This is a genomic window from Kitasatospora sp. NPDC101176, from assembly GCF_044768035.1.
Classification (GTDB): Bacteria; Actinomycetota; Actinomycetes; order Streptomycetales; family Streptomycetaceae; genus Kitasatospora.
Genome location: NZ_JBIWPA010000001.1, coordinates 402,541 through 424,924 on the forward strand (window position 1 = coordinate 402,541; position 22,384 = coordinate 424,924).

Annotated in this window: 19 protein-coding genes; 12 read left to right on the forward strand and 7 right to left on the reverse strand. The window is 73.9% G+C overall.

All coding sequences use genetic code 11. The annotated features are described in order from the left end of the window. Window positions 1–57: 57 nt before the first annotated feature. Window positions 58–639: an XRE family transcriptional regulator gene (locus tag ACIRS1_RS01680; RefSeq protein WP_360205464.1), complete on the forward strand. Its 582-nt coding sequence runs from the start codon at window positions 58–60 to the stop codon at window positions 637–639. Window positions 640–757: 118 nt separating this feature from the next. Here the strand turns inward: ACIRS1_RS01680 and ACIRS1_RS01685 are convergent, their stop codons facing one another. Then, window positions 758–2,749: a cholesterol oxidase substrate-binding domain-containing protein gene (locus tag ACIRS1_RS01685; protein ID WP_402835994.1), complete on the reverse strand. Its 1,992-nt coding sequence runs from the start codon at window positions 2,747–2,749 to the stop codon at window positions 758–760. A gap of 395 nt (window positions 2,750–3,144) precedes the next feature. On the opposite strand from ACIRS1_RS01685, the gene ACIRS1_RS01690 reads away from it, so the two are divergent. After that, entirely contained in the window at window positions 3,145–4,575 is a 1,431-nt protein-coding gene (locus ACIRS1_RS01690; RefSeq protein WP_402835996.1) for a class II fumarate hydratase, read from the forward strand. Window positions 4,576–4,680: 105 nt separating this feature from the next. Here the strand turns inward: ACIRS1_RS01690 and ACIRS1_RS01695 are convergent, their stop codons facing one another. Further along, complete coding sequence (locus ACIRS1_RS01695) at window positions 4,681–5,151, reverse strand: SPW repeat protein (protein WP_360205264.1); 471 nt, start codon at window positions 5,149–5,151, stop codon at window positions 4,681–4,683. Between the two features lie 185 nt (window positions 5,152–5,336). Between ACIRS1_RS01695 and ACIRS1_RS01700 the strand changes: the two genes are divergently transcribed. Together ACIRS1_RS01700 and ACIRS1_RS01705 are read left to right on the forward strand one after the other, a co-directional pair. Beyond that, a complete protein-coding gene (locus ACIRS1_RS01700; protein ID WP_360205261.1) occupies window positions 5,337–5,891 on the forward strand; it encodes a PadR family transcriptional regulator in 555 nt (184 codons plus the stop codon). A 305-nt stretch (window positions 5,892–6,196) separates the two neighbouring features. After that, window positions 6,197–7,897 (forward strand): acyl-CoA dehydrogenase family protein, encoded by a 1,701-nt coding sequence (locus ACIRS1_RS01705; protein ID WP_402835998.1) that lies wholly within the window; start codon window positions 6,197–6,199, stop codon window positions 7,895–7,897. A 136-nt stretch (window positions 7,898–8,033) separates the two neighbouring features. Here ACIRS1_RS01705 and ACIRS1_RS01710 read toward each other — a convergent pair whose 3' ends face one another. Next, complete coding sequence (locus ACIRS1_RS01710) at window positions 8,034–8,729, reverse strand: response regulator transcription factor (RefSeq protein ID WP_360205255.1); 696 nt, start codon at window positions 8,727–8,729, stop codon at window positions 8,034–8,036. 254 nt (window positions 8,730–8,983) lie between these two features. On the opposite strand from ACIRS1_RS01710, the gene ACIRS1_RS01715 reads away from it, so the two are divergent. Continuing rightward, window positions 8,984–11,290, forward strand: a complete 2,307-nt coding sequence (locus tag ACIRS1_RS01715) for an ATP-binding protein (protein ID WP_402836001.1) — start codon at window positions 8,984–8,986, stop codon at window positions 11,288–11,290. Between the two features lie 157 nt (window positions 11,291–11,447). Here ACIRS1_RS01715 and ACIRS1_RS01720 read toward each other — a convergent pair whose 3' ends face one another. The 4 genes from ACIRS1_RS01720 to ACIRS1_RS01735 all read right to left on the reverse strand — a co-directional run bounded on the left by ACIRS1_RS01720 (window position 11,448) and on the right by ACIRS1_RS01735 (window position 13,430). Continuing rightward, window positions 11,448–11,633: a hypothetical protein gene (locus ACIRS1_RS01720; protein WP_360205249.1), complete on the reverse strand. Its 186-nt coding sequence runs from the start codon at window positions 11,631–11,633 to the stop codon at window positions 11,448–11,450. Between the two features lie 206 nt (window positions 11,634–11,839). Next, window positions 11,840–12,490: a hypothetical protein gene (locus ACIRS1_RS01725; protein ID WP_402836003.1), complete on the reverse strand. Its 651-nt coding sequence runs from the start codon at window positions 12,488–12,490 to the stop codon at window positions 11,840–11,842. 23 nt (window positions 12,491–12,513) lie between these two features. Next, a complete protein-coding gene (locus ACIRS1_RS01730) occupies window positions 12,514–12,924 on the reverse strand; it encodes a hypothetical protein (protein ID WP_360205245.1) in 411 nt (136 codons plus the stop codon). Beyond that, entirely contained in the window at window positions 12,921–13,430 is a 510-nt protein-coding gene (locus tag ACIRS1_RS01735) for a hypothetical protein (RefSeq protein ID WP_402836005.1), read from the reverse strand. The genes ACIRS1_RS01730 and ACIRS1_RS01735 overlap by 4 nt, the downstream gene beginning before the upstream one ends. A gap of 369 nt (window positions 13,431–13,799) precedes the next feature. On the opposite strand from ACIRS1_RS01735, the gene ACIRS1_RS01740 reads away from it, so the two are divergent. From ACIRS1_RS01740 to ACIRS1_RS01770, 7 genes are all read left to right on the forward strand, one after another. Continuing rightward, window positions 13,800–15,143 (forward strand): phosphoribosyltransferase family protein, encoded by a 1,344-nt coding sequence (locus ACIRS1_RS01740; RefSeq protein WP_402836007.1) that lies wholly within the window; start codon window positions 13,800–13,802, stop codon window positions 15,141–15,143. Window positions 15,144–15,351: 208 nt separating this feature from the next. Beyond that, window positions 15,352–16,566 (forward strand): 4-hydroxyphenylpyruvate dioxygenase, encoded by a 1,215-nt coding sequence (gene hppD, locus ACIRS1_RS01745; RefSeq protein WP_360205237.1) that lies wholly within the window; start codon window positions 15,352–15,354, stop codon window positions 16,564–16,566. Window positions 16,567–16,637: 71 nt separating this feature from the next. Further along, window positions 16,638–17,840, forward strand: a complete 1,203-nt coding sequence (locus tag ACIRS1_RS01750) for a homogentisate 1,2-dioxygenase (protein ID WP_402836010.1) — start codon at window positions 16,638–16,640, stop codon at window positions 17,838–17,840. Then, window positions 17,837–18,709 carry a hypothetical protein gene (locus ACIRS1_RS01755; RefSeq protein ID WP_402836012.1) on the forward strand — a complete coding sequence of 291 codons (873 nt, stop codon included), beginning with the start codon at window positions 17,837–17,839 and terminating at the stop codon, window positions 18,707–18,709. The genes ACIRS1_RS01750 and ACIRS1_RS01755 overlap by 4 nt, the downstream gene beginning before the upstream one ends. After that, on the forward strand, window positions 18,706–19,926 hold the full coding sequence (fahA, locus tag ACIRS1_RS01760; RefSeq protein ID WP_387896865.1) for a fumarylacetoacetase: 1,221 nt from the start codon (window positions 18,706–18,708) through the stop codon (window positions 19,924–19,926). The genes ACIRS1_RS01755 and fahA overlap by 4 nt, the downstream gene beginning before the upstream one ends. 313 nt (window positions 19,927–20,239) lie before the next feature. Beyond that, the gene (locus tag ACIRS1_RS01765; RefSeq protein ID WP_402836303.1) at window positions 20,240–21,274 is read left to right on the forward strand and encodes an enoyl-CoA hydratase/isomerase family protein; all 1,035 of its coding nucleotides are present in this window, start codon (window positions 20,240–20,242) and stop codon (window positions 21,272–21,274) included. A gap of 202 nt (window positions 21,275–21,476) precedes the next feature. Continuing rightward, complete coding sequence (locus ACIRS1_RS01770) at window positions 21,477–22,256, forward strand: enoyl-CoA hydratase (RefSeq protein WP_360205227.1); 780 nt, start codon at window positions 21,477–21,479, stop codon at window positions 22,254–22,256. The last annotated feature ends 128 nt before the right edge of the window (window positions 22,257–22,384 follow it).

Consider the following 22,384-nt stretch of genomic DNA (forward strand, 5'->3'; position numbering starts at 1 on the left):
TGAACGGCACCAGCCGGAGCGGCAGAAGGAGCCAGGGAGAATGCGCGAGTGGCAAGCATGAGTGACCGGACCGCCCCGCCCGCGGGCTCGGGCGTGGAGCTGATCAGCCTGATCGCCGCGTCGATCCGGCGCGAACGCGAGCGCAGCGGGCTGTCGATGGCCGAGCTGGCGCGGCGTGCGGGCATCGCCAAGTCGACGCTCTCGCAGCTGGAGTCGGGCGCCGGAAATCCGAGCGTGGAGACGCTCTGGGCGCTCGGCGTCGCCCTGAACGTCCCGTTCAGCCGCCTGGTCGATCCGCCCCGGCCGGCGGTCAAGGTGATCCGGGCCGGCGAGGGTCCGGTGACGCACTCCGAGCGCGCCGACTACGCAGCCACCGTGTTGTCCTCGTGCCCGCCGAACGCCCGCCGCGACATCTACCGGATCGAGGCCCAGCCGGGCGAGACCCGGGCCTCCGACCCGCACATGCCCGGCACCGTCGAACACGTGATGATCGGCTCCGGCCGGGCGCTGGTCGGCCCGACCGAGGCACCCGTCGAACTGGGCCCGGGCGACTACGTGAGCTACCCGGGCGACGCCCCGCACGTCTTCCGCGCACTGGCACCGGACACCCTCGCGGTGATCGTGATGGAGCACATCTGACGATTCGCCACCACTGCCCGTCCGGCAGGGATCCTCGGGAGGAGCCCTTGCGAGGCCCGCCCGCACCGGCCGACCAGCCGTCCGACCACCCAGCCGGCCAGCCGGCCGGCCGGCCAGGTCACTTCAACAGGCCGTCCAGGAACGGGTTCCCGAACACCCGGTGCGGGTCGTGGCGGTCCAGGACGGCGACCGCCTCGTCCCAGCCGGGCCCACCGCCGTCGCGCAGGCTGGCGGGGATGACCCGGCCGAGCACGTCCGGATCGGACCAGGCCGCCCCGGCCGTGTAGGCCCAGCCCTTGGACCACTCGACCCGCAGGCCCGCCCGGGTGCCGTCGAAGGTGCGCAGCAGCCACTGCTCCAGGTCCCGGGCGAAGCGCTCCAGGCCGGGAGTGCCGGGGAAGGCGAGGACGTCGAGCCAGACGGCGGTGTCCCACTCCGGCCGGTCCGGCCGCGGGCGCAGCGCGGACAGCAGCGGCGGGCGCGCCCCCGGCACCCCGACCGCGCCTGGGTCGTCCAGGCCGGTGGCCCGGATCTCCACCGCGCCGTTCACCGGGAACTCGCCGCGGGACTGGTACTCGGCGAGCAACTGCCGGTAGTAGGAGGCGAATTCGCTGACAACCCACTGCAGGTCGGCGCGCCGCGCGAGGACGGCGTACCCGTTCGCGGTGACCCGCAGGGTGGTGGGGCGGACGTACTGCAGCAGGGTGCGCGAAGGACCCCAGAGGTCGGACCGCAGGCCGCCGGCGAGCAGGTGGGTGAGCAGGTCGCCGGAGAACAGGTCCCGCAGGACTCCGCCGGAGAGCAGGACGTCGGTGAGGTCGCCGGTGAGCGCCACCTTGGCGATCAGGTACTGGAGTTGGCCGAAGAGCGGGGCCGATCCCCAGGCGCCGGCGACGATCTGGCCGGCCAGCCGCGCCACGGGCTCCGGAACGATGTCCGAGAAGGGGTAGTTGTAGGGCTCGTCGACGGCTCGGGAGGCGAGCGGCTTGGCGGGGGTGACGCTCCAGGTCTTGAGCCACGGGTAGTCGGTGTAGGCGAACCAGATCGCCTCGGCGCGGCCGTCGCGTTCGACGAACTCGGCGAAGGTGCGGGGCCCGCCGCCTTCGCCGAGGAGGCCGCCGAGGACACCGCCGAGCAGTCCGCCGCCACTCCCGGAACCGGAGCCGGACCCGCCACCGGCACCGGCACCGGCACCACCGGCACCACCGGCGGTTCCGGGTCGGGCGAAGAGTTCGCTCGCCGGGATGTCGAGGCGGCTGACGCAGCGCAGCGGGCGGTCGGCGCCGGCCCGCAGCACGACTTCGGTGAGGAAGGCCCGGCCCAGGTGCACCAGGAAGGCGGCCGTGTCGGCCTCGGCACGGTCGAAGGTGCGCAGCGCGTAGCGGCCGGCGGCCGGGTCGAGGACGACGGCGGTGAGCCGGACGACCTGGTTGCTGACCGATCCGTAACCCTGCCCGTCCGGCCGGAGTTCGCCGGTGGCGGGGACGGCGGTGCCGTGGCCGCCGATGGCGAGCACGCCGCCGACGGTGAGTTCGCCGGGGGCCGGGCAGGCGGTCAGGCCGAGTCCACGGCCGGCCAGGTGGGCCAGCAGGTCCTCCATGGTGGCGCCGGTCTGGGCGCGCACGGTGGTCGGCGAGTCGGCGGTGATCGCGGTGAGGTGGCGGCTGGTGTCCAGCAGCAGGACACGGGCGCTTCCGGGCGTGCCGTCGGCGACGGTGAGCGGCGCCCAGGTGTGCCGGTAGCCGGTGGCGCGCAGCCGCCAGCCGTTGGCGTGAGCCCAGTCCGCCAGGGCCGGGACCTCCTCGGGGGTGCGCGGCGCGCAGGTCCACAGCTGGTCGGTGCGGATCTCCCCGGACCAGTTCTGGAACACCCGCTGGTACAGCTCGGTGCCGGCGGGCAGTCCGGGCGGTGCCGGGGTCGAGGCCCCGGCGCTGTCCGGGCCGACGGTGCCGCGCAGCAGCCAGGCCGCGCCGCCGAGGGCGGCGGAGGCGCCGAGCAGCTGCCGCCGGGTGAGGCCGGCTCCCCCACCGGCCGCCCGGGCCGCGCCCCGCGCGTCGGCCCGACCCCGGCGGGCCGCGTCCGCGCTCGGGTCCGCGGTCTCCGCGCTCAAGCCCGGGTTCACGCCCGTGCCCGGGTTCACGCCCGCGTTCACGCCTCCGCACGAATCGGCGTTCGCGCCCCCACCCGCGTTCGCCCCCGCAGCCCCGTCGCGCCCCGTCGTCGTCATCCGTCCGCCCCCCTCGTCATGGCCAACCGTGTCGCGGTGGCCCGGCAGGAGCGTACGAAGCGGCGCACGGCCGTTTGAAGCGCTCCACGCGAGTATTCATCCGTTCGAGTGATCATGACCCTGCCGGACGACGGCGGGGCCCCCGGGGCGCGCCCTGGCGGATTCGGCCGCCCGGACGGTCCCGGGCACCGTCGGAAATACCCGGGGCCCGCGCGCGGCTGTGGTGATCGAAGACAGCCCGGGGGCCGGACCGGCCCGTTCAGGAGGTGCAGCGCGCGATGGGTGACGAGCAGGTGGAGCGGCAGGACGACCGCCGGCAGGGCGGGTCCGCGTTCCGGATCGAGCACGACTCGATGGGCGAGGTGCGGGTGCCGGCCGCCGCGAAGTGGCAGGCGCAGACCCAGCGGGCCGTGGAGAACTTCCCGGTGTCCGGTCAGCGGCTGGAACGTGCGCACATCGCGGCCCTGGCCCGGATCAAGGCGGCGGCGGCCCGGGTGAACGCCCGCCTCGGCGTCCTCGACGAGGAGACCGCGGCGGCGATCGCGGCGGCGGCCGAGGAGGTCGCCGAGGGGCGCTGGGACGGCGAGTTCCCGGTGGACGTGTTCCAGACCGGGTCGGGCACCTCGTCCAACATGAACACCAACGAGGTGATCGCGACCCTGGCGACGGAGCGGCTGGGCCGGCCGGTCCACCCGAACGACCACGTCAACGCCAGTCAGTCGTCCAACGACGTGTTCCCGTCGTCGATCCACATCGCCGCGACCGCCGCCGTCACCCACGACCTGATCCCGGCACTGGAGCACCTGGCGGAGGCCCTGGAGCGCAAGGCCGCCGAGTTCGCTCAGGTGGTCAAGTCCGGCCGGACGCACCTGATGGACGCCACGCCCGTCACCCTCGGCCAGGAGTTCGGCGGCTACGCGGCCCAGGTGCGGCACGGCCGCGAGCGGCTGCTGGCCACGCTCCCCCGGGTGGCCGAACTCCCGCTCGGCGGCACGGCGGTGGGCACGGGCATCAACACCCCGCCCGGTTTCCCGGCCGCGGTCATCGAGGAGGTGGCCCGCGCCACGGAGCTGCCGCTGACCGAGGCCAGGGACCACTTCGAGGCGCAGGGCGCGCGCGACGCCCTGGTCGAGCTGAGCGGCCAACTGCGCACGGTGGCGGTCGGGTTCACGAAGATCGCGAACGACCTGCGGTGGATGGGCTCCGGGCCGCGCACCGGCCTCGGCGAGATCAACCTGCCTGATCTGCAGCCCGGTTCGTCGATCATGCCGGGCAAGGTGAACCCGGTGCTGCCCGAGGTGGTGCTGATGGTCGCCGCGCAGGTGGTCGGCAACGACGCGACGGTGACGTTGGCCGGCGCGAGCGGCAACTTCGAGCTGAACGTGATGCTCCCGGTGATCGCCCGCAACGTACTGGAGTCGGTGCGACTACTGGCCAACAGCGCCCGGCTGCTGGCGGACCGGACGGTGGACGGCATCACCGCCAACGTCGAACGGGCCCGCGAGTACGCGGAGTCCTCGCCCTCGGTGGTGACGCCGCTGAACCGGTACATCGGGTACGAGGAGGCCGCCAAGGTCGCCAAGCAGGCCCTCGCGGAGCGCAAGACGATCCGCCAGGTCGTCCTGGAACGCGGCTACCTGGAGCGGGGCGCGCTCACCGCGGAGCAGCTCGACGAGGCCCTGGACGTGCTGCGGATGACCCGCCCCTGACCCGCCCCCGACGCGGCGCGCCGCCCGCCGGTGCGGCGGGCGGCGCATGCCGGGGCGCGGAGGTCGGTTCCGTCCTCCGCGCCCCGGACCCCGACGAGGGGAGGATCAGTCCTTCGCTCGGCCGGCCCGGCCGAGCCGCATCGCAGCTCCGTTCGACGTGATCGTGGCCATCGAGATCGCCGCGAGTCCGAGCAGGAACATCACGGCGCCGACGATGACGCAGGTGACGATGTTCTTGCCGTGCGCGACCGACCCGGAGACGACCCAGGGGGAGATGATCGTCCACGCGCCGAGCGCGGTGGCCGCCCAGGCCCTCGCGTGCGTGCGCTCGTAGGCCGATCCGTAGCCCGCCATCAGCAGGCAGTAGGCCAGGCCGACGATCAGACAGGTGACGGTCAGGGTGCTGAACGCGGTGAAGCCGACGATCCACGGCGACGCGGCCAGGAAGAGACCGGCCAGTACGGCCAGGGCCTCCACGCCCTGGGCCCGGGGGGTCGAGGTGACCCGCTCGTAGTGTTCCCGGAGTTCCACGATGTCCGGGTGGTGTTCCATGCCCATCGGGATCTGGGTAGACACCGATACCACCTCCTACGGTTCGGAACATGGAAGGCGCTTGCCCCGTACCCATTCTGGCTCTTATCTAACGCTTTGTACCTGATTGTCCGAAATGATCGATAACCATCCGATCACGCCGGTGACCTGCGTCTCACCGGCCCGAGGCCCCATTGCCTATGCAACTCGTTGCATAGCAGGATGCGGGCATGGCACTGGAGCACGCGATCCTCGTATCCCTCCTGGAGCAGCCCGGCTCCGGCTACGAGCTGGCCCGGCGGTTCGACCGCTCCATCGGCCGTTTCTGGACCGCCACCCACCAGCAGATCTACCGGGTGCTGCGACGCATGGAGGCCGACGGCTGGGTCGCCGCCGAGGAGGTCGCCCAGGACGGCAGACCGGACAAGAAGGTCTACTCGGCCGCCGAGCCCGGCCGGGCCGCACTGGCCGGCTGGCTGCGCGAACCGGTCGAACCGGAGACCGTCCGCCACGAGCTCGCGGTCAAGATCCGCGCCGCCGCCTTCGACGACCCGGCCGCCCTGATCTCCGAGGTCGAACGGCACCGCGAGGGACACGCCGCCCTGCTCGCCCGCTACCTGCACGGCGAACAGCGCGACTTCCCCGACCTCACCTCGCTCGACACCCGCCAGGAGCTCCAGCACGTGGTGCTGCGCGGCGGCATCGAGTACGAGCGGATGACCCTCGCCTGGCTCGACGACGTGCTCGAAACGCTCCACCGCCTCGCCGCCGACCGGCAGTCCTGACGACTTCGCCCGGCGCCCCGCCACCGCATCCGACGATCGAACAGCGGACGGCGCACGACGCACGGCGGGGAACCCGGGCCGGAGGACCGATCGACGAAGGGCGCCGGGCGGACGGCCGAAGGCGGCGCCGGACACCGGACGCCCGCCGACGGATGACGAATGACAGATGACAGATGACAGATGACAGATGATGAAATCTGTCACCTGTCATCTGAAACCCGTGATCCGCCATTCGCCCCGCCCGGCCGACAGCAGCCCGACCGACCCACACCCCCCGACACACCCTCGACCCCCGGGAGCCCGTGATGCTCTTCAACCCGCGTACGTACGACCCCGCGCAGTTCGACGAGCCGACCCGCCGGCTGCTGCGCGCGACCGTGGACTGGTTCGAGTCCCGCGGCAAGAAGGCGCTGATCGACACCTACATCGACCGCAGCTGGTACGGCGACTTCCTCGAGTTCGCCGCCAAGGAGGGCCTGTTCGCGGAGTTCCTGACGCCGTCCTCGGCCGACGCCGACAAGCGCTGGGACACCGCCCGGATCGCCGAGCTGAACGAGATCCTCGGCTTCTACGGCCTCGGCTACTGGTACACCTGGCAGGTCACCATCCTCGGCCTCGGCCCGGTCTGGCAGAGCGGCAACGAGGCCGTCCGGGCCCGTGCCGCCGAGCTCCTGACGGAGGGTCACGTGATGGCGTTCGGGCTCTCCGAGCGCACCCACGGCGCCGACATCTACTCCACGGACATGATCCTCACCCCCGACGGCGAGGGCGGCTTCACCGCGACCGGCTCCAAGTACTACATCGGCAACGGCAACGTGGCCGGCCTGGTCTCGGTCTTCGGCCGCCGCTCGGACGTCGAGGGCCCGGAGGGCTACGTCTTCTTCGCCGCCGACAGCCGCCACGAGGCGTACCACCTGGTCAAGAACGTGGTGAACGCCCAGATGTACGTCAGCGAGTTCCGGCTCGAGGACTACCCGGTGCGCGCCGAGGACGTGCTGCACACCGGCCAGGCCGCCTTCGACGCGGCGCTGAACACCGTCAACGTCGGCAAGTTCAACCTCTGCACGGCCTCCGTCGGCATCTGCGAGCACGCGATGTACGAGGCCGTCACGCACGCCCACAACCGCGTGCTCTACGGCCGCAAGGTCACCGACTTCCCGCACGTGCGCCGCGAGTTGACCGACGCGTACGCCCGTCTGGTGGCGATGAAGCTGTTCAGCGCGCGGGCCGTGGACTACTTCCGCACCGCCTCCCCCGAGGACCGCCGCTACCTGCTCTTCAACCCGATGACCAAGATGAAGGTCACCACCGAGGGCGAGAAGGTCATCGATCTGATGTGGGACGTCATCGCGGCCAAGGGCTTCGAGGCGGACACCTACTTCGACAAGGCGGCGAAGGACATCCGCGGCCTGCCGAAGCTGGAGGGCACCGTCCACGTCAACCTGGCGCTGATCCTCAAGTTCATGGGCAACTACCTGTTCGCCCCGACCGAGTACGCGCCGGTGCCGAGCCGCCTGGACGCCGCCGACGACGCCTTCCTGTTCCGCCAGGGCGCGGCCCGCGGCCTGGGCGCGATCCGCTTCCACGACTGGCGCACGGCCTACGACCGCCACGCGCAGGTCCCGAACGTCGCCCGCTTCCGCGAGCAGGCCGACGGCTTCTGCGAGCTGCTGCTCAGCCACGCGCCGAGCAAGGAGCAGCAGGCCGACCTGGACTTCCTGCTGGAGATCGGCCAGCTCTTCGCGCTGATCGTCTACGGCCAGCTGGTGCTGGAGCAGGCCGAGCTGACCGGCCTGGACGAGGACGTGCTGGACCAGATCTTCGACGCGCTGGTCCGCGACTTCTCCGCGCACGCCACCGAGCTGCACGGCAAGTCCTCGACCACCGAGGAGCAGGCCGCCTGGGCGCTGGCGAACGTGCGCCGGCCGGTCGCCAACGCGGTGCGCGCCGACGCGGTGTGGGCGATGGTCGAGGGGCTGTCGGGCGCGTACGAGATGCAGCCGTAGGCACCCGTCGGGGAAAACCACGGAGGGACCCCCGGGGGTGCCGGTCGGCGGACCGGCACCCCCGGTTCCGTCCTGCGGCACCCCCGGCACCCCGGCGCGCCCAGGACCCCGGCACCCCCCGGCACCCCGGCCCCGTTCAGCCGTCGCCGAGGCCCATGTCCCGGGCCCGGGCGACGGCCTCGGCCCGGGTGGCGACGTGCAGCTTCTCGAAGATGTGGGTGACGTGGTTGCGGACGGTCTTCTCCGCGACCACCAGCTCCCGGGCGATCCGCCGGTTGTCCAGGCCGCGCGCGACCAGGTCCAGCACCTCGGCCTCCCGCGCGGTGAGCTCCGGGAAGAGCTGTTCCGCCTCGCGCATCCGGGCGCCGGCGAGCAGGGCGGTGATCCGCCCGGCGACCTCGCCGCCGAAGACGGCGCCGCCCGCCGCGACGGTGCGCACCGCGTGCAGCACCTCCTCCCGCCCGGCGCCCTTGACCAGGTAGCCGCGCGCACCGGCCTGGAGGGCGGCGAGCAGGTTGCCGTCGTCGTCGGACATCGTCAACATCAGCACCGGCGGCGCCTGTTCCTGCGCCGAGAGCCGCCGGACGGCTTCCAGGCCCGAGCCGTCGGGCAGCGAGAGGTCCATGATCACGACGTTGGGACGGTGCCGTTCGACGGCTCCGGACACGTCCGCGACCCGCTCGGCCTCGGCCACCACCACGACGCCCTCGGCGCTCTCCAGCGCCACCTTGAGCCCCTCCCGGAAGAGGGGGTGGTCGTCGACGATCAGTACACGGACGGGCGGGGCGTCGGGCGCCCGCCCCGGGGGTGCCACCGGCGGCTGTTCATCCACCCGGCCGACACTACCAGCGATGATCTCGTGACTTTCCGTGACATGCTCGGAGTCGCCCCTCCCCGGGGTGCTCCCGGGCGCGGCGGCCCGCCGGCCCCGACCCGTCCCGGCCGGAAAGCGGGACCGCTGCCCCACGCGCCCGGGACACCGGGCAGCCGAGACTGGACCGTGTGCCGGCCGACCAGTACCGGCGCACCACATTCCGGCCGGTGGACCACACCCCCAGTCCATTTCGAGGCGGTTCCATGATCACGGTGACCTCTCCCCGGTCCGGCCGCGCGCCCTCCCGGCGCAGTTCCGGACCGTCCCCCGCCCGACGGCAGCTAGCCGCGGCGGCCACCGTCACCTCGGTCTGCCTGGTCGTGTCGATGCTCTGGACCTGCTACGTGCTCGTCCATCTCGGCGACCCCGCCATCACCTACCCGCGCAACGAACTCGGCACCCTGATCTACGCGCTGCCCACCGCCGGTGCCGGGATGCTGCTGCACGCCCACCGCCCGGGCAGCCCGCTGGGCTGGGTGATGCTCTGCTACGCGCTCGCCCTGATCCTGCCCAACGCGGCCTCCGCCCCGGTGTGGGTGGAGGTCTCCGACCCGGGCATCGTCGGCGCGGCGGTGGCGCTGCGCGCGGTGTGCGACGTGGTCAGCGCGACGCTGTTCTACGTGCTGCCGCTCTGGCTCCCCTCCGGACGGCTGACCAGCCGCCACTGGTGGTGGTACATCGGGGCGGTCGCGCTGTGGCAGCTGCCGGCCAACCTCTGGTTCCTGCACCGCACCAACGCCTTCGGCCACCCCAACCCGCTGGCCGACACCGCCCCCGCCACGCTCTTCGGACACCTCTCCAACCGGCTCCTCGACCTCTACCAGCCCGTCAACTACCTGCTCATCGGCTTCGCCGCACTCGTCCTGCTGGTACGCCTGGTCCGGCCCGCGCGGCCGCCGGCGCCGGACCCCCGGAAGGACTGGGCGCTGCGGCACCGGGCGCACGTGGCGGGGCTGCTGGCCGCGTACCTGCTCCTCGCCGGCATGCAGGACTTCTACACGCACAACTACCAGGAGCACTACTGGCTCAGCTACACCGTCTTCGCCGTCGCCGGGGCCGTCTGGGCCGTCGCCATCGGCTACCTGGTGATCCGCGACGGCGGCTGGCGGCTCGACCGGGCGGCCCGCAGCGTGCTGACCGGGCTGCTGCTGGCCACCGGGTTGCTGACGCTGTTCGTGGTGCTGGCGGCCGTGCTGTCGAGCTGGCTGGTGCCCGGGCGGGGCGGGGCCGCGCTGCTGCTGATCGGGCTGGTCTTCGCGCTCGGTGCGGGCCTGCCCCGGGCCACCCGCCGGGCGGTCTCCCTGATCGACCACCTGTACTACGGCGAACGCGCCCACCCCTACCAGGTGTTGCGAACCCTGGCCGGGCGGGTGCGGCAGGTCGGCGAGCCGGAACGGCTGCCGGACGCGCTGTGCGCCGCCGTCGCGGAGCAGCTGCGGCTGCCCGGCGTCGCCCTGACCGTCGCCACCCGTGCCGGGCAGCGCCGGCTGGCCGCCGTCGGCCGCCTGGACGGGCGGAGGCAGGCCTTCCCGCTGGTCCACCGCGGCGCGCCGATCGGCGAGTTGACCGTCGGCCTGCGCGAGGGCGAGCAGGAGCTGGACGCCAGCGACATCGACATCCTGCGCTCGCTGTCCGACCAGGCCTCGCCCGCCGTGGCGTCCCTGCAGCTCCTGGAGGACCTGCAGGCCAGCCGGGAGCAGATCGTCGCCGCGCGCGAGGAGGAGCGGCGCTGGCTGCGCCGGGACATCCACGACGGCCTCGGGCCCGCGCTGGCGGGGCTGCGGCTGAGAGTGGACAACGCCGCCGCCGGTGGTGGCGGGGAGGACCGCCTGGGCGGGACGCTGCACGGCATCTCGGACGGCCTCGCGATGGCGATCAGGGAGGTCCGGCGGATCACCGACCGGCTGGGTCCCGCCCCGCTCGGCGAGTTCGGGCTGGCCCGGGCGATCCGGCAGCTGGCCGCCGGCTTCGACACCGCCGAGCTCACCGTCACGGCCGACCTGCGCCCGGACCCGTTGCCCGAGCTGCCGGCCGCGGTGGAGGTGGCGACCTACCGGATCGTCGCCGAGGCGCTGAACAACGTGCTGCGGCACGCCCGGGCCCGCACCGCCGAGGTGACGGTGCGGGTCGACGACGCGGCGCTCACCCTGACCGTCCGGGACGACGGGGTCGGGGTCGGGACGGGGACCGGGGCCCGGGGCGGGGACGGCGGCGGGGCCGGGACCGGGCTCGGGGGCGGTGCGGCCGACGGAAGCGGGCTGGAGCCGCGGTCGCCGCAGGAGCCGTACGGGGACGGGCCGGGCGGGGTGGGGCTTCGCTCGATGGCGGACCGCGCCGCGGAGATCGGCGGGCACTGCACCGTGGAGTCGCTGCCGGGCACTCCCGGCACCCGGGTGGTGGCGGTGCTGCCGCGCTCGGCGGCGGCCGGTGCACCGGGCGCCGCCGGTGCTGCTGGTACTGCCGGTGCGGCGGGTGCCACCGGCGCGACGGACGCCCCGGGCGGGACGGGGGCGGGTTAGCCCGTTCGGGTGCCGGAGCCGTGCCCGGGACGGCGGGCGCAGGAGCCGGAGGCGACACGGGAAGGGCTCTGGGCACGGGGAGGCCCCCGGCACTGGTGGTGCCGGGGGCCCGGACGGGACGGGTGGCGGGTGCACCGCCACGGTCGTCACACCGGAGTCAGGAGGGGTTGCAGTCGCCCTGCCCGAGGGTGCAGATGTCCGCGGGCGGAGGGGTCGTGTTCGGCTTGCTGGGCTTGGCCGGCGCGGCGACGGCGCAGGCGTTCCTGAACGCGATGGCTGAGGCGATCGCTCCGGCCAGGGCCGAGGCCAGGCAGAGCGCCTTGGTCGCGGTGTTCGTAGCCATGGGGTGGTTCTCCTCAATGTTCCGAGCAACCGTTCGGTCGATCGCTCTTGTCTCCACTGTGCGGAGCGCGACGCCCCGGTCGCATGGGCTCGCCGTCCCATTCCGGTCCCGGAATCCGACGGCGGCCGGAGCCGTCGGGGTACCGGAACGGCCGTCGGCCGCGACCCCGGGCGGGGGCCGCGGCCGACGGGCCGGAGGGTGCGGGGTCAGGGGAGCGACCGGGCCCGCTCCTCCCGGCGCTCGGCCCGGAGACCGGGGGCGAGCTCCCCGGCACGCCCCAGCACGGCCGTGAGGGGCCCGCGCGGGCCGGCCCGGAGGCCGCAGCGCTCCCCCGCCCGCAGGTAGAGCAGGTCGCCGGGGTACAGCGACGCCCCTCCGGCGGTGTCGAGGAAGCCGCCGGTGCCCGAGAGGACCAGCAGGAAGGCGTCCGCCTCCGGGCCGGCCGACACGCCGTGGACCTCGCCCGGGGCGAGTTCCACGGTCTCCACGGTGACCCGCCGGCGGTCGTCGGCGGGGTGTGAGCTCGAGCGCTGGGACGGGATGGCGGCCTCGGACGCGACCGGGCGGACGGTGAGCAGCACGGTCGGCGCGCCGCGGACGGCGGTGAACCGGCAGGCCCGGCCCGACCGGTGGTGCAGGACCTCGCCGGGCGACAGGATCCGGTCCGCCGCGATCAGCCGGCCGGCGAGCACCACGGTGGCCGACTCGGGCCCGGTGCAGGGGAGTTGCTCGACGTGGACACCGGGGGGCAGGGCCTCGACGGTCAGTCCGGCGAGGACCGCCGGGCGCTGTGCGGGATCGATCAGCCGCCGGAGGGCGGGCGCGGTACGGGGGACGGCGGCGGGGACGAGGATCACGACGGCCTCCTCGGGCGGTGCGGTCAGGGGCGGGCGCGGCGGTCGGCGCGGCGCCGGGCCAGGGCGGCCCGGGTGCCGGCGGCGTGCCGGGGGACGGCGAGGGTGAGGCAGAGCAGTTCCACACCGAGCGGTCCGGCTTCGAGGTGGAGCGCGTTGCCGCGCGGGGCCAGCAGCAGGTCGCCGTCCGAGGCCAGGTGGTCGGTCCCGTCGGGGAGCCGGCCGACGACGGCGGCCCCGCGCAGGACGTGCAGCACGGTCTCGGCGTCCGGGCGGCCCGGGAGCACGTGGTGGGCGCCGGGGCTCAGCCGCAGGTGGTCGAAGGACTCGCAGGCGCTGGTGAGCATCGCGCGGCGGGCGAGCGGGCGGACCCGTACGCGTTCGCCGTCCGGGCCGAGGAGGACCATGGCGGTGCCGGTGTCGGTGGTGACGATCACCTGGGTTCACCTTCGTTCGGGGTGTCGGGGCTGTCGGGAGCGTCGACGTCGTCGGCGGCGTCGACGTCGTCGGGGGCGCCGGGAGCGTCGGGGGCGTCAGGGATGTCGTCGGAGGTGTCGTCCGCGCCAGCGGTTCCGTCCGCGGAGAAGGGGTCGGCGGCGGCCGTGCTGCCCGCCGGGACGGCGAGGACGGCGTGGAAGAACTCGAGCCCGGCGGTGCCGGCGGTGAGGACGGTCCGGGAGCCGAGCGGGAGGACGACCGAGGTGCCCTCCACCAGCGGGACGCCCGCACCGGCCTCCTCCTCCCGGAGGGCCCCCGCGGGAACGGAGGCCAGACCGGAGCCGGCGGTGACGTAGCACGCGTGCTCGACTTCGTCGGCGGCCAGTTCGGTGCTGTGGCCCGGGTCGAGCCACTGGAGTCCGACGCCGCACAGGGGACCCGACAGCAGGCGGCCGGGGTCGACCGCGCCGCGGCGGCGCAGATCGGTGATGACGGTGCCCGGCATTTCGGGGCTCCTTCCGATCGCGGGCGGGCCCGGCGGTCCGCCTCTGTGACCAACCGTGCGCCGCCCGTTGTCCCGGCTACACGGGGGTGTCGTCCCGTCCCGTTCCCGTGCACCGCCCGGGCCCGGCCCGGCGCGCACCCGGGCCCGGCCCGGGTGCGCGCCGGGTCCGCCCAACCGCCCGTCCCGGAAGCGCCCGGCTCCGGCCCGGCCCACCCCGGGTCCGTCCAGGTCCGTGCCCGGGGCGCCGCCCGCACGCCCGGGGCGCCGGAACCCTCCCGCACGCCCGCGTGTGCGCCCCTCCCCGCGCGGGTCCGCCCGCCCCCTCCACCGGCCACCGCCCGGCGTACGGTGGAACACGGAGGCCGTGTCATGCACGTCACCGGGACGCACTTCACCGACCGCACGGACGCGGGCCGGCGGCTGGCCGCCCGTCTGGGCCACCTGGGCGGCCCCGGCACCGTGGTGGTCGCGCTGCCCAGGGGCGGGGTGCCGGTGGCCGCCGAGGTGGCCCGGGCGCTCGGCGCACCGCTGGACATCTGCGTGATCCGCAAGCTCGGGGCGCCCCGGCAGCCCGAGCTCGGCATGGGGGCGATCGGCGAGGACGGCGTCCGGGTGCTCAACCAGCAGGTCATCCGCCTCGCCGGGGCCGGTGAGGCGGAGCTCGCCGAGGTGGAGCGGCGCGAGCGCGCCGAGCTGGAGCGCCGGGCGCGCCGCTACCGGGGCGACCGCCCGCCCGCGGACCTGCGCGGACGCACGGTGGTCGTGGTGGACGACGGCGTCGCCACCGGCTCCACCGCCCGGGCCGCCTGCCGGATCGTCCGGGCCCGGGGAGCGGCCCGGGTGGTGCTCGCCGTGCCGGTGGCCCCCGTGGACTGGACGGAGCGCCTGGCGGACGTCGCCGACGAGCTGGTCTGCGTGGGCACGCCGTCCCCGTTCTTCGCGATCGGCGAGTTCTACCGCGACTTCTCGCAGACCGGCGACGAGGAGGTGCTGCGGCTGCTGGCCGAGGCCCGGGCCGCGCCGGCAACGGCCGACGGGCCCTTGGACCGCGAACTCGTGCTGCCGGCCGCCGGGGTCCGGCTGACCGGCCGGCTGACCGTCCCGGCCGGGGCCCGCGGCATCGTGGTGTTCGCGCACGGCAGCGGCAGCGGCCGGCGCAGCCCGCGCAACCGCCACGTCGCCGGGCACCTGAACCGCTCCGGGCTGGCGACCCTGCTCTTCGACCTGCTCACCGAGGACGAGGAGGCGGACCGCCGCAACGTCTTCGACGTGGGGCTGCTGGGAGCCCGGCTGACCGCCGTCGCGGGACGGCTGGCCGCCCGGCCGGAGACCCGCGGTCTGCCGCTCGGCCTGTTCGGCGCCAGCACGGGGGCGGCCGCCGCGCTGCACACCGCCGCCGCGCTCGGGCCGGCCGTGGGCGCGGTCGTCTCGCGCGGCGGGCGCCCGGACCTGGCCGGGCCGCTCGTCCTGGGCCGGGTGAGCGCCCCGACGCTGCTCCTGGTCGGCGCCCTGGACGGGATGGTGATCGACCTGAACCGACGGGCCAGGGCCGGGCTGCACTGCGAGAGTGAACTGACGGTGGTGCCGCGCGCGGGCCACCTGTTCGAGGAGCCGGGCACGCTGGACCTGGTCGCCGAGCTCGCCGGGGACTGGTTCCTGCGCCACCTGACGGCCTCGGACGCCGCTACGGGGCCGGTGCGGCAGACCCCGTGAATCACCCCCGATCGACAGCACATATTGCGCAGCCGGAGACCGGAATTCCTGATCAGCTTGTACACATTGAACAGTGAAATCCCCACCTGTTGCCCAGCCACCCGGACAGGAGCAAGCTCTCCGCCAACCGCACCGCCCACCCGTTCACGGCGCGGCCGCGATCCAAGCGGAAGCCTCAGAGCCGAGGCCCAAAGTGGAGGAACGACCGATGACCCCGCAGTCCCACGCCCTTGAGCTGACCCCCGAGGAGCGCGAGGCCGGCCTCGACGCCGAGCAGCTGCGCCGCCTCGTCGGCCTCGTCGAGCACGACCCGGCCACCGACCCGTTCCCCGTCACGGCCCAGGACGCGGTCGTCTTCGTGGTCGGCAACGCCACCCAGACGGCCCAGTTCTACCAGGCCGTGTTCGGCATGGAGCTGGTCGCCTACTCCGGCCCCGAGACCGGCCGCCGCGACCGCAAGGCCTTCGTGCTCCGCTCCGGCTCCTGCCGCTTCGTGATCAAGGGCGGCGTGCTGCCGGACAGCCCGCTGCTGGACCACCACCGCCGCCACGGCGACGGCGTCGTCGACCTGGCCCTCGAGGTCCCGGACGTCGACAAGTGCATCGAGCACGCCCGCGCGTCCGGCGCCACCGTCCTGGAGGAGCCGAACGACGTCTCGGACGAGAACGGCACCGTGCGCCGCGCGGCCATCGCCACCTACGGCGAGACCCGCCACACCCTGATCGACCGCTCCCGCTACAAGGGCCCCTACCTGCCCGGCTACATCGCCGCCGAGAGCAAGGTCCGCCACCCGGAGGGCTCGCCCAAGCGCCTGTTCCAGGCCCTGGACCACGCCGTCGGCAACGTCGAGCTCGGCAAGATGGACGAGTGGGTCTCGTTCTACAACCGGGTCATGGGCTTCGTGAACATGGCCGAGTTCGTCGGCGACGACATCGCCACCGACTACTCCGCGCTGATGTCCAAGGTCGTCGCCAGCGGCAACCACCGGGTGAAGTTCCCGCTCAACGAGCCGGCCGTCGCCAAGAAGCGCTCGCAGATCGACGAGTACCTCGAGTTCTACACCGGCCCCGGCTGTCAGCACATGGCGCTCGCCACCAACGACATCCTCACCACCGTCGACGTGCTGCGCTCGCGCGGCGTCGAGTTCCTCAACACCCCGGACTCGTACTACGACGACCCGGAGCTGCGCGCCCGGATCGGCAACGTCCGGGTGGACATCGACGAGCTGAAGTCCCGCGGCATCCTCGTCGACCGCGACGAGGACGGCTACCTGCTGCAGATCTTCACCAAGCCGATCGGCGACCGCCCGACCGTCTTCTACGAGTTCATCGAGCGCCACGGTTCGCTGGGCTTCGGCAAGGGCAACTTCAAGGCGCTGTTCGAGGCGATCGAGCGCGAGCAGGACGCGCGCGGCAACCTGTGAGCGGTCGGGGCAACCCGAGCACGGTCGACCGACGCGCGACCGGCTGAGCACGGTCGAGGAGGAGCAGGGAGATGGCGTACTACCGGCAGCTGGGCAGTATCCCGCCCAAGCGGCACACGCAGCACCGCACACCCGAAGGCGGGCTGTACTACGAGGAGTTGATGGGCGAGGAGGGGTTCTCCTCGGACTCCTCGCTGCTCTACCACCGGGGCATCCCCTCCGCCGTGGTGAACGCGGTGCCGTGGGAGCTGCCCGACCAGTCCACGGTGCCCAACCATCCCCTGCTCCCCCGCCACCTCAAGCTGCACGAGCTCTTCGCCGGCCAGGAGTGGAAGTCGGCGGACGTCGTGGGCAGCCGCCGGCTCGTCCTCGGCAACGCCGACGTGCGGATCTCCTACGTCGCCGCCGGGGCCCCGAGCGAGCTCTACCGCAACGGGCTCGGCGACGAGTGCGTGTACGTGGAGTCCGGCTCCGGCACGGTCGAGACGGTCTTCGGCTCGATCGAGGTCGGCCAGGGCGACTACGTGATCATCCCCCGCGCCACCACCCACCGCTGGGTGCCGGCCGGGGACGAACCGCTGCGCGCCTACTGCATCGAGGCGAACAGCCACATCACCCCGGTCAAGCGCTACCTGTCCAAGTACGGGCAGCTGCTGGAGCACGCGCCGTACTGCGAGCGCGACTTCCGCGGACCGGTCGGCCCGCTCGTGGTCGACGCCCCCGGGGACGTCGACGTGCTGGTCAAGCACCGCGGCCCGAACGGGGTCGCGGGCACCCGCTACACCGTGCCGCACCACCCGTTCGACGTGGTCGGCTGGGACGGCTGCCTGTACCCGTACGCCTTCAACATCGCCGACTTCGAGCCGATCACCGGCCGGATCCACCAGCCGCCGCCGGCCCACCAGGTCTTCGAGGGCAACAACTTCGTGATCTGCAACTTCGTGCCGCGCAAGGTGGACTACCACCCGCTGTCGATCCCGGTGCCGTACTACCACGCCAACGTGGACAGCGACGAGGTCATGTTCTACTGCGGCGGCGACTACGCGGCCCGCAAGGGCTCGGGCATCGGCCAGGGCTCGATCTCGCTGCACCCCGGCGGACACACCCACGGGCCGCAGCCGGGCGCCTACGAGCGAAGCATCGGCGCGGAGTTCTTCGACGAGCTCGCCGTCATGGTGGACACCTTCCGCCCGCTCGAACTGGGCGAGGGCGGCCGGGCCAGCGAGGACGGCAACTACGCCTGGACCTGGGCCGGTCGGGGGCCCGGGCGATGAGCAGCACCACCGGCCCGATCCCCGAACTGTTCCACGGGCTCTTCGACGACGCGGCGGTGTTCCCGCCCGGGAACCTGCCGGTCGCCGAGGCGGTGCCCGCCCACCGGGCCCACCGCGCGGCCTGGTACGCCGAGGCCGTCGGTCCGCTGCTGTGCGGGGCCAGCCGGCTGGGCGAGCTGGCCGCCGCGGTGGCGGGCGGCGCTGCGACGGCCGGAGACCCGCCGCTCGGGGTCGGGCTCGTACTGCCGGGGGGCAGTGCCGAACTCGGCCCGGCGCTCGCCGCCGCCGCTCCCTTCCGGGTGGCCGGCGTCGAGCTGGCCACCCGGGACGCCGCCGAGGCCGTCGCCGAACTCGACCGTCTGCTGCCCCCGGACGTCCCGGCCGCCGTCGAGCTGCCGCGCGAACTCCTGCGCGGCGACGGCCTGGACGAGGTCCTGGACGTGCTGGTCGACAGCCCCTACCGGGCGAAGTTCCGCACCGGTGGGGTCGTCCCGGAGGCCTTCCCGGACGAGGCCGAGCTGGCCGCCTTCCTCACCGGCTGTGCCCGGCGCGGGCTGCCGTACAAGTGCACCGCCGGACTCCACCACGCCGTCCGGCACACCGACCCGGCCACCGGGTTCGAGCACCACGGCTTCCTGAACGTGCTGCTGGCCGCCCAGGAGACCGACCCGGCGGCCGCCGCGGCGGTGCTGGCGGAACGCGACGGCGCGGTGCTGGCGAAGACCGTGCGCGAACTGACCGATCGTCAGGTTACGGTGATCCGCAACTCGTTCACCGCGTTCGGCACCTGCAGCATCGCCGAACCCCTGGACGACCTGGCCGCGCTCGGCCTGCTGTCGCCCAGTCCACTGCCCCAGGAGGACCGTTGAGCACCCCCCGCAGCTGGCTCGCCAGCGCCCAGGACTCGCCGTACGGCGTGCACAACCTGCCGTACGGCGTCTTCACCGCCGCCGACCGGCCCGGACGGCGCCGGATCGGTGTGCGGGTCGGGGACTTCGTGCTGGACGCCGGGGCGGCCGCCCGCGCGGTCGGGGCGCCGTCCGCGCTGCTGGACGCCGACTCGCTCAACCCGCTGATGGCGGCCGGCCGGCCGGTGTGGACGCAGGTCCGCGCCGACCTCACCCGGTGGCTGACCGACGAGTCGCACCGCGAGGCGTTGTCGCCGGCGCTGCTGCCGGCCGGCGAGGTCGAACTCCACCTGCCGTTCGAGGTCGCCGACTACGTCGACTTCTACGCCTCCGAGCACCACGCCACCAACCTGGGCCGGATCTTCCGCCCGGGCTCGGAGCCGCTCACCCCCAACTGGAAGCACCTGCCGATCGGTTACCACGGGCGGGCCGGCACGGTCGTCGTCTCCGGCACCCCGGTGGTACGGCCGCACGGGCAGCGCAAGGCGCCCGCCGACCCCGCGCCGACCTTCGGGGCGACCCGCCGGCTGGACATCGAGGCCGAGGTCGGCTTCGTCGTCGGCACCCCCTCGCAGCTCGGCCGGCCGGTGGCCCTGGCGGACTTCCGCGAGCACGTGTTCGGCGTCTGCCTGCTCAACGACTGGTCCGCGCGCGACATCCAGGCCTGGGAGTACGTGCCGCTCGGCCCGTTCCTCGGCAAGTCCTTCGCGACCTCGGTCTCGCCGTGGATCGTGCCGCTGGACGCCCTGCAGGACGCCCGGGTCACGCCGCCGGCGCGCGACGTCGAGCCGCTGGCCTACCTGGACGACCGCGGCGGCGAGCCGTGGGGCCTGGACCTCGCGATGGAGGTCCGGCTGAACGGGCACCTGGTGTCCCGCCCGCCGTTCGCGTCGATGTACTGGACGGCGCAGCAGCAGCTCACCCACATGACGGTCAACGGCGCCTCGCTGCGGACCGGCGACCTGTTCGCCTCGGGCACCGTCAGCGGGCCGGAGCCGGACACCCGCGGCGCGCTGATCGAGCTGACCTGGAACGGCGAGGAGCCGCTGAAGCTCCCGGACGGCACCACCCGGACCTTCCTGGAGGACGGCGACGAGGTGGTCATCACCGCCACCGCCCCGGGGCCGGACGGCACCGTCGTCGGGTTCGGCGAGGTCGCGGGGCGGGTGCAGCCGTAACGGGCCGGACGAAGGACGGCTGACAGGTGACAGCTGACAGATTTCAGATGACAGATTTCGTCGTCTGAAATCTGTCGGCTGTCATCTGTCGTTCCCGCTGGCCGCGGCCCGGCACCGCTGACGTACCGGCAGCAGCGGGGAGCCGGGCCGCCGAACCCGCCCTGCGGGCCCGGCCGCAGCCGGCACCCGGGCGGCGCCCCGGGCGGGCCCCGCCTCGTGATCACCGCGCCGGACCGCCCCGGTACGGTGGACGGCAGGAGTCGTCGACACCGAGGAACGACCGAGGACGGGAGCGGGCCCGATGAGCGCAGAGGTGGCGGAGGTCCAGGTCCTCCTGGACGGCGGGGTCGGACGGATCGTGCTCAACCGGCCGCGCGCCCTCAACTCGCTGACCCACGGCATGATCCGCACCGTCCACGCGACGCTGTCCGACTGGGCCGCCGACGACCGGGTGCGCACCGTCGTGCTGACCGGCGCCGGCGAACGCGGCCTCTGCGCGGGGGCCGACATCCGCGCGCTGCACGACGACGCCAAGGCCGGCGGGGCCGGCGCACGCGCCTTCTTCCGCGACGAGTACCGGCTGAACGCCCTGATCGCCCGCTACCCGAAGCCCTACGTCGCGGTGATGGACGGCATCACCATGGGCGGCGGCGTCGGCCTGTCCGCCCACGGCGCGATCCGGATCGTCACCGAGCGCTCCACCGTCGCGATGCCCGAGACCCGGATCGGACTCGTCCCGGACGTCGGCGGCAGCCGCCTGCTCGCCCTCGCCCCCGGCCAGACCGGTACCCATCTGGGGCTCACGTCGGCCTCGATGGGCCCCGGTGACGCCCTGCTGTGCGGCTTCGCGGACCACTTCGTCCCGTCCGCGGCCGTCCCGGCGCTGCTCGACGCGCTGGCCGGCGGCACCGACCCGGCCGGCGCCGTCGCCGCACACGCCGAGCCCGCGCCGCCCGCCCCGCTCGCCCGGCAGCGCGAGTGGATCGACGCCTGCTACGCGGCCGACACCGTCGAGGAGATCGTCGACCGGCTGGTGAACTCCGGTGTGCCGGAGGCGAAGGAGGCCGCCGGACTGATCCTCGGCAACTCCCCCACGGCCGTCAAGGTGACGCTGGCCGCGCTGCGGCGGGCCCGCACCCTGCCCTCCCTGGAGGCCGTGCTCGACCAGGAGTACCGCGTCTCCTGCGCCGCGCTGGCGGGGCACGACCTGGTCGAGGGCATCCGGGCGCAGGTGATCGACAAGGACCGCACCCCGCGCTGGTCCCCGGCCGCCCTCGCCGGGGTGACGGTCGCGGACGTCGAGCGCTTCCTCGCCGTGCGCGAGGGGGACGAGTTGGGCCTGGCCTGAGCGCACCCGCGCACGCGCACGCCGCACCGGCGCCCGGGCCCGGGTCCACGCCGGTGCCCGCGGCCGGGCCCGGTGCCCGTGCCCGTGCCCGTGACGACCGTCTCGCATGCCAAGACTGGCGCGAGCCCGGGCGCGTCGTAGATCGTTGGGTGGTCAGGGCGCGCCCCAGCGGCGCCGAGCAGCGGAATGGGAGTCAACGGCGATGACCGAGACCTACGAGACGATCCTGGTCGAGCGCAAGGGGCGGGTCGGGCTGATCACGCTCAACCGGCCGAAGGCGCTCAACGCGCTGAACACCCAGCTGATGAACGAGGTGGTCGCGGCCGCCACCGCCTTCGACCGGGACCCGGAGATCGGCTGTCTGGTGATCACCGGCTCGGAGAAGGCCTTCGCGGCCGGCGCCGACATCAAGGAGATGCAGGGAAACCGGTTCCCGGACGTCTACCTGGACGACTGGCTGGGCCCGTGGGACCGCCTCGGTGCGCTGCGCAAGCCGGTCGTGGCGGCGGTGGCCGGGTTCGCGCTGGGCGGCGGCTGCGAGCTGGCGATGCTCTGCGACATCCTGCTGGCGGCCGACACCGCGAAGTTCGGGCAGCCGGAGATCAAGCTCGGGGTGATCCCGGGCATCGGCGGCTCGCAGCGGCTCACCCGGGCCGTCGGCAAGGCCAAGGCGATGGAGCTGTGCCTGACCGGCCGGATGATGGGCGCCGAGGAGGCCGAGCGGGCCGGCCTGGTCTCCCGGATCGTCCCCGCGGACCAGCTGCTGGCCGAGGCCCTCGCCACCGCCGAGACGGTCGCCGCGATGTCCGCCCCCGCGGCGGTCATGATGAAGGAGAGCGTCAACCGCGCCTTCGAGACCACCCTGGCGGAGGGCGTGCGCTTCGAGCGCCGGATGTTCCACGCGGCGTTCGCCACCGCCGACCAGAAGGAGGGCATGGCCGCCTTCGCCGAGAAGCGCCCGCCGTCCTTCACCAACCGCTGACAGCCGACGGCGAACAGATCACAGCTGACAGATTTCGTCATCTGAAATCTGTCAGCTGACATCTGTCACCTGTCATCTGTCGGGTGTCACCCGTCAGGTGCCATCCGCCGGTCGTCTGACGCCGGCCC